We start from the raw sequence: 6,889 nt of genomic DNA on the forward strand, positions 1-6,889 counted from the left end.
TTCCTATTGCCCTCCAAGATCGGCGGGCACCGTGATGTCGTATTGCGGATCGAGCTTACCCCCCTTCACCAGAACCCGTTTTCCGGAACCTAAATCGATCTTGGCCAAGTCGAGTTTCGATCGCCAAGCATGGCGGTGCCGGTCGGCAAAGAACAGGAACAGCCGCTTCACCTTGACGCTGGAGCAGGCTTCGAGAAGAGTTTGCAGGCGACGAGGGCTGAGATCGCTCAAGCCTTCCATTAAGGCATCGACCTGATGAAAGCTCTCATGCCTGGGCAGTTCGTCGAGCAATTCGAGAACGGCGCGCTCCTTGCTCGAATAGCGAACAGGCAATTGCACGCCAGCGGCACTATACATGGTAGGGCTTGGCAATGGCGGCGTGTCGGCATCTGTCGGAAACAGGCGCAAGCTGTTGTGCCATGCGAATGTCACTTCGAGCGGCAAATCACCCAGCCAGGTTGGCGGTCGTGTCGGTCCGTATAGGTGAACTGTCTGGACGTTTGCTGAAAGGTAGTGGGCATAGCCTTGCTGTTCGAGCGCGGTGCGACCGCCAACGGTCAGTGGAAGGTCAAGCATGGTCTGGAGCGAGATTACGACCTGCTGCCAGGTCATAGGCCCGCGTGAACGGCGATAGACCCGTCGCGCTGGGCTATCCAGCCAGCCGGAACTTACATACTGGCTACGCAGCGCGGACGAATAGCCATTGGCCTCCAGCCAGGCGGCATCGACCAGAAGTCCTTCCGGGAGCTCCTGCTGGAGTTGGTTTAGCTTGCTGTCCAAACGCGTAGCCATGCTTAGTGTTTTGCCACTTGTGTAAACTCGTGTCCAGTTTGAAATAACCTCAAAAGACTAAGCTTAACTTAGCGTTCTGGCAAAGAATCAAACCGCCTAACCAAGCCGACTGCGCGAAAGAAGACATGATTCGTGCGCGAAATCCGGCAACGCTGGCGCGGAAATCCGTCGCTGCCGTCGCAAATTCGCGCGTGCCAGCCGTAAATTCGCGTCGAACGAAAAAAATCTCAAAACCAAGGGCAACGGAGCGGTTTGTCCGTAAAGGTCTCGAACCGTCCATAGTCGGTTCAAATCGTGCAAATCGTTGAAGAATTGCCCGAATTCCAACTGAACCGGGCGCTTGCGCCTTTCAGAAAAAGTTCTCATTATGTTCCGGAGAGGGGCTGCCGATACCAAAGAGAGAATGCCCCATGTCGAATACCGAACGCATCATCCGCCTCAAGACCGTGCTCGACCGCACCGGCCTTTCCCGCTCCACCATTTATCGTAAGATCGCAGAGGGCACGTTTCCGTCGCAGGTCAAGATCAGCATCCACGGCGCGGGCTGGCACGAGTCTGCCATCAATCGCTGGATTGCCGATCCCGCTCACTATCGTGAAGAGGAACCAGCAGAATGAGCGGCCATCAAACCGTCGAGCCGATCTGCGTCCGGATCAATGACGCTGCCCTTATGATCGGCGTAGGGCGCACGAAGCTCTATGAGCTGATTGCGACGGGCGAACTCGAAACCGTGAAGATCGGCAAGGCAACGCGCGTCATTACCTCCAGTTTGCATGACCTGGTCAAAAGGCAGCGCGCTTCGAACTGAGCCGCCTGAGCAAGAACGTGGCTCTAAAACTTTCCTCCGGTTTGGATCGCAGCATCCCTCACCTGTGCAGCATAGCGCACAAGGGATGATCCGAGCGTCAAACCTTGTATGGAAACATGGGACATCTCCGGTCTGCCAATCACCGAAGTTAACGCCTTTGTGACCTGCCCCATCAGGGTGGTCCAACGGTTAAGTTAGAGTTCCGGCGGTTATGGTCGCCCTGCTGGGCGGCCTGAAGCGTAGCGTAAGGTAGTCTAGCAGGGCGATGCAAGATCGTTTGTGGTGCGGGCGGCTTGTATCCGAGCGATGAGTGCGGCCGGATGGTGTTGTAGTGGATGCGCCAGCGCTCGATCAGGATGACCGCTTCCTTGAGGGTGTAGAAGATCTCGCCGTTGAGCAGTTCATCCCTGAGCTTGCCGTTGAAGCTTTCATTGTAACCGTTCTCCCATGGTGATCCTGGCTCGATGTAGAGCGTCTTCACGCCGATCCGACCAAGCCAGTCGCGCACGGCGTGTGCGGTAAACTCAGCCCCATTGTCCGAGCGGATGTGATCGGGCGGACCGTGCCGCTGGAACAGCTCAGTGAGCACCGCCAGCACGTCATCGCTCTTCAACTTGCGTTGGACATGGATCGCCAGGCACTGCCTCGTGTGCTCATCGATCACCGTCAGCATGCGGAACACCTTTCCGTCACGCGTGCGATCCATGACGAAGTCATAGCTCCAGACGTGACCAGGATCCTTCGCGAGCCGGCCCGTAAGTCTGCGGATCTATCCCGACCGTATTGTCATCGCCGCCGAAGGGCAGGTGCTATGCGAACATCGGCGGCTTATCACGCGGGCGCATCATCTGCGGGGCCAGACAGTCTATACTGGCGGCATTATCTCGCAGTAATCCAGCGCAAGCCCGGAGCCCTGCGCAACGGCGCCCCCTTTACCGGGATGCCCGATGCCTTCCGCCAGTTGCAGTCACACCTTCTCAGCACCCCGGCGGCGACAGGGAGATGGTCGATATCCTCTCGCTGTTTCTGCATCCCGATGAGCAGGCGGTGCTATGTGCGGTCGAGCTGGCGCTGGAAGCCGGCGTTCCCACCAAGACCATATCGTCAACCTGCTGCATCGGCTGATCGATGATAAGCCGAGCAGTGTCGAGGTGATCGATGCCCCGCAGGCGCTCAGCCTGAACCGCGAGCCAAAGGCCAATGTGGCACGATACGATACCCTGCGCGGAAAGGATCTTCGCCTTGCGTCATGATCCTGCCAGCGCGGCTGTGGTGGTCATGCTGCGTGGCCTGAAGATGTACGGCATGGCGCAGGCTGCCGACGACCTGATCGAGCAGGGAGCCCCAGCCTTCGGTACGGCGGTTCCGATCCTTTCCCAGCTGCTCAAGGCCGAGGTAGCCGAACGCGAGGTTCGCTCGATCGCCTACCAGATGAAGGCCGCCCGCTTCCCGGCCTACGTGGATCTGGCCACCTTCGATTTTGCGTCCAGCGAAGCGAACGAGGCCATGATCCGCCAGCTCCATCGCGGCGAGTTTATCGATGGCGCCCACAACGTCGTTCTGATCGGTGGCCCGAGCACCGGCAAGACCCATATCGCCACTGCGCTGGGAGATTAGGCAGTCGAGCACCACCGCAAAAAGGTGCGCTTCTCTTCCACGGTCGATCTGGTAAACGCGCTGGAGCAGGAAAAAGTGATGAACAAGGCTGGCCAGCTTGCCGAGCGGCTTCTGCGGCTCGACCTCGTGATCCTCGACGAGCTTGGATATCTGCCGTTCAGCCCGTCAGGCGGGCATTGCTGTTCCACCTGCTCAGCAAACTCTACGAGCGCACCAGCGTCGTCATCACGACCAACCTGAGCTTCTCGGAATGGGCCAGCGTGTTCGGCGATGCCAAGATGACCACTGCATTGCTCGACCGACTGACCCCATCACTGCCACATCTTCGAAACCGGCAATAACAGCTTCCGCTTCAAGGCATCCGCTGTCAAGAGCAAACAGAAAAAGGAGACCACACAACACTAGACCAAATCCGAAGCCGGGAGAAAATAACCCTCCCGCAACCCGGGTCACATCTCAGCGAAAATCAACAGGCGCAGATCGAGGCCTTCGTTGAGCATTACAATCACCAGCGCTACCATGAGAGCCTGAGCAACGTGACGCCCGCAGACGCCTACTTCGGCAGAGCTCCAGCCATCATCCAACAACGAGAAAGGATCAAACGCAAGACCATCGCACATCGGCGCTTGCAGCACCGCAAGCTTGCCGCCTAACATCAACCCCAGACAAGGCCGACGCTTCGCTAATTTACGCCGCGAATTGTGCCAGATGTTCTGACGACTGACTTGGTTGGGGTGTTTTGTTCACGCGAACCTCTGGGCGCAGCCGTAGATTTATGGCTGATTGAGCTTGCCTGATGGTATCATGAGTGCATTGCCGGTATGACATCCTTGCAATATCCCGCCTCTATCTCGCGAGCAATAGCGGTTTCCTGCTCCGCTCTGTTCGTCCGTTTCCGTGTCAAGACTGAAAAGACCACTAAATGATGCATCACCTAGACCAAAAAGCGATACGAAAGGCCGATAATGGCACGTCAAAATCTCGCCTGTGATAGTGAGCCCAACCTCCGCCGTGAACAGCTCTTACAGGCGGCGGCGCTGCTCTTCCAGAAAAATGGATATCAGGGCGCTACAGTGAGACAGATTGCAGATGCTACGGGCCTGACCTCCGGCAGCATCTTTTACTACTTTAAAAGTAAAGAAGACTTGCTCGAAGAAATAATTTCGCAGGCGATGAAGTCTGGACTGCAAATTGTTCACGAACATCTTTCAACCGCAACGGGCCCCTTGTCTAGATTCCAGGCTCTCGCCCTTGCGCACCTTACGGCTATAATGGGACCGTTGGGTTCAGCTCATGAGGTCTCCTTTCGAGATTGGAAATTGCTTTCTCCCGATGCAAGGGACCGATTGCGCACAGTCAACCAACAGTATCGCGAGGTGTGGATGCAGGTTCTGAACGAACTCAAATCAAATCAGTACCTGCTCAGCGATCCAGAGCGTTGTCGGCTTTACATGCTTGCTGCACTGAATTGGGGCCCCGCCCGAAAAAACCTCACAGAATCTTCTCAACTTGCAAGTGCCGCCAACCTCTTCTGTTCAATTGCGCTCAATCTAGATGAAGAAGAGTTTCATAAACTTTGTGCTGCGGAGAAGAGCGGCGACAAGCCGAAAGACGTAGATTGATGTAGAAATAAGAGGGTCTTACTGTTTTTGCGCTACAGATCTAGCGCGGACCCATGCATCCTTCAGCGAGGCTGACATGATCCGCAATTTTTCCAATCTGCATCCTTGCACAAGAGAATGACCCTGCCTGGAACCGGGCCCCACGCTCAAGCGCTGGTAGAGGGTCCAGGACCGGGCTGGCGCATTCATTCCATCTTGACCGTCGACGATTGAAGCCATCGCCTTCTATCCCGATCCGCGCTCAACAAGACGCTCGCCAATTTCTCACGCAAGAAATTCAAGAAAAGGGTGACAAGGCCTTCGCCTTCTCGCGAAGTTCGTATTTCTGGATCTTTCCTGTGGCTGTCTTGGGAAGCTCTTGAAGAGTGACGCGGGTCGGGCATTTGAAATGAGCGAGATGGTCTCGACAAAAGGCAATAATCTCGTCGGGGTCAGCGCTTTTGTTTGCGACAGTTTCGATGAAAGCGTGTGGCGTTTCCCCCCACTTTTCATGGGGGGCGGCCACTACCGCTGCTGCGGAAACAGCGGGATGTTTATATAGAACTTCTTCTATCTCAATGCTGGAGATATTCTCTCCGCCGGATATAATGATATCTTTGGAACGATCTTTGATCTCTACGTAGCCGCCGGGGTACCAGACGGCCAGATCGCCGCTGTGGAAATAGCCGCCAGAGAGCGCTTCCCGTGTTGCTTCGGGGTTTTTATAGTAACCAGTCATTACCACGTTACCTCGGAACATGACTTCCCCGATCGTCACGCCATCTTGTGGAACCGGCAGCATTGTCTCGGGATTTATTACAGCTATCTCTTCCACAACTGGGTAGCCGACGCCTTGACGCGCCATCAGCGTGGCCTGCTCGTCTTGAGATAACGCATCCCACTCCGGGTGCCATTCACAGACAGCACAGGGTCCGTAGACTTCAGTCAACCCGTATGTATGTGTGATATCGAAGCCGGTCGCACTGGCCTTGGCCAACAAGGACGAGGGGGGCGCAGCACCCGCCGTCATAATGGAGAGGGGTGCCCGCTCAGTGGTGATTGCGTTGGCGGCATCGACCAGCATTCTCACTACGATCGGCGCCCCGCACAAATGTGTAACCTTGTGCTTCTCAATCAAATCGAGAAGCGCGTTGGGATCGACCCCGCGAACGCAAACATTCACTCCCGCCTGCAATGCGATTGTCCAGGGAAAGCACCAGCCATTGCAATGAAACAGGGGAAGGGACCAGAGGTAAACGCAGAACCGTGGCAACCCCCACGAAAGCGAGTTGCCTATTGCGTTCAGATAAGCCCCGCGATGATGAAGTAAAACGCCTTTGGGATCACCGGTTGTGCCAGAGGTATAGTTAAGAGCGATCGGATCAAGTTCGTTCAGATTGGGCGCTGGAAGATCGGTGATCGCCTCGCTCAGGAATTCCTCGTAGGATAATTGCGCAAAAGTAGGTTTGCTGCCGCTCGCCGCGTCCTCAATGTCGATCACCAGAAGGTTGCGTGTGCAATTGGAAATCGCTTCACCGGCAACCTTTGCATAGTGCCGGTCGACGAGGAAGACTCGCGTTTCTGCATGCTCAAGAATGAAAGCAATTGCATCGGGGTCAAGACGCGTGTTGATCGCATTGATGACACCCCCCGCCATAGGAATTCCGAAACTGGCCTCCAGCGCAGCGGGAATATTATCTGCCAAAATCGAAACTTTCTCGCCGCTTTTAACGCCTCTTCCGGCCAGAGCTCCAGCCAGATTGTAGCAGCGGTTTGCGAATTGCGCCCAGGTCCAGCTACGCTCCTCAAAGATCACAGCCACATGATGACCAAAGACTTGTGCGGTGCGCTGTAGAAAGCTCAACGGCGTCAACGGTGAATAATTGGCCTGGTGACCGATATTCTCTGGATTCCCGCTACCCTTCGTCATTCCGATCTCCCTAAAAATCGAATATAGTGATATTTTTCGCAAAAATTGCCGATCTGAATATACATGTCAACGGCGGAGCAAAAGTCGGCCATTCGGCGGCGTAAAACCAGGCCATCGTGTTACATGCCGGGGGGAGTGGCG

The 6,889-nt window shown here is 55.7% G+C and carries 5 protein-coding genes and 4 pseudogenes; 6 read left to right on the plus strand and 3 right to left on the minus strand.

Translation table 11 applies throughout. The features are described from left to right. Positions 1-3: 3 nt before the first annotated feature. On the minus strand, positions 4-792 hold the full coding sequence (locus KIH45_RS09325; protein ID WP_098106762.1) for a type IV toxin-antitoxin system AbiEi family antitoxin: 789 nt from the start codon (positions 790-792) through the stop codon (positions 4-6). A 410-nt stretch (positions 793-1,202) separates the two neighbouring features. Here KIH45_RS09325 and KIH45_RS09330 point away from each other — a divergent pair, with 410 nt between their 5' ends. Continuing rightward, entirely contained in the window at positions 1,203-1,409 is a 207-nt protein-coding gene (locus tag KIH45_RS09330) for a helix-turn-helix transcriptional regulator (RefSeq protein ID WP_009802104.1), read from the plus strand. Further along, a complete protein-coding gene (locus KIH45_RS09335; protein ID WP_098106764.1) occupies positions 1,406-1,600 on the plus strand; it encodes a helix-turn-helix domain-containing protein in 195 nt (64 codons plus the stop codon). The genes KIH45_RS09330 and KIH45_RS09335 overlap by 4 nt, the downstream gene beginning before the upstream one ends. Before the next feature lie 172 nt (positions 1,601-1,772). On the opposite strand, the pseudogene KIH45_RS09340 reads toward KIH45_RS09335, so the two are convergent. Then, positions 1,773-2,336, minus strand: a pseudogene (locus tag KIH45_RS09340) (IS3 family transposase); the annotation flags it as partial. Here KIH45_RS09340 and KIH45_RS09345 point away from each other — a divergent pair. The 4 genes and pseudogenes from KIH45_RS09345 to KIH45_RS09360 form a co-directional block, all read left to right on the plus strand. After that, positions 2,332-2,853, plus strand: a pseudogene (locus KIH45_RS09345) (IS21 family transposase); the annotation flags it as partial. The pseudogenes KIH45_RS09340 and KIH45_RS09345 sit on opposite strands and share 5 nt — an antisense overlap. Next, positions 2,843-3,622: pseudogene (gene istB, locus KIH45_RS09350) on the plus strand (IS21-like element helper ATPase IstB). The pseudogenes KIH45_RS09345 and istB, both read left to right, overlap by 11 nt. A 65-nt stretch (positions 3,623-3,687) precedes the next feature. Continuing rightward, a pseudogene (locus tag KIH45_RS09355) lies at positions 3,688-3,870 on the plus strand (integrase core domain-containing protein); the annotation flags it as partial. 312 nt (positions 3,871-4,182) lie between these two features. Beyond that, positions 4,183-4,839 carry a TetR/AcrR family transcriptional regulator gene (locus KIH45_RS09360; RefSeq protein WP_098106014.1) on the plus strand — a complete coding sequence of 219 codons (657 nt, stop codon included), beginning with the start codon at positions 4,183-4,185 and terminating at the stop codon, positions 4,837-4,839. A 277-nt stretch (positions 4,840-5,116) separates the two neighbouring features. On the opposite strand, the gene KIH45_RS09365 is transcribed toward KIH45_RS09360, so the two are convergent. Continuing rightward, complete coding sequence (locus tag KIH45_RS09365) at positions 5,117-6,748, minus strand: AMP-binding protein (RefSeq protein WP_098106015.1); 1,632 nt, start codon at positions 6,746-6,748, stop codon at positions 5,117-5,119. Positions 6,749-6,889: the final 141 nt, after the last annotated feature.

The organism is Croceicoccus gelatinilyticus (assembly GCF_018398395.1).
GTDB lineage: Bacteria > Pseudomonadota > Alphaproteobacteria > Sphingomonadales > Sphingomonadaceae > Croceicoccus > Croceicoccus gelatinilyticus.

Bases quoted from the DNA above. Each gene is read 5' to 3' on its own strand.
- KIH45_RS09330 (WP_009802104.1), top strand. From the start codon at position 1,203: ATGTCGAATACCGAACGCATCATCCGCCTCAAGACCGTGCTCGACCGC.
- KIH45_RS09360 (WP_098106014.1), top strand. From the start codon at position 4,183: ATGGCACGTCAAAATCTCGCCTGTGATAGTGAGCCCAACCTCCGCCGT.
- KIH45_RS09325 (WP_098106762.1), bottom strand. From the start codon at position 792: ATGGCTACGCGTTTGGACAGCAAGCTAAACCAACTCCAGCAGGAGCTC.
- KIH45_RS09335 (WP_098106764.1), top strand. From the start codon at position 1,406: ATGAGCGGCCATCAAACCGTCGAGCCGATCTGCGTCCGGATCAATGAC.
- KIH45_RS09365 (WP_098106015.1), bottom strand. From the start codon at position 6,748: ATGACGAAGGGTAGCGGGAATCCAGAGAATATCGGTCACCAGGCCAAT.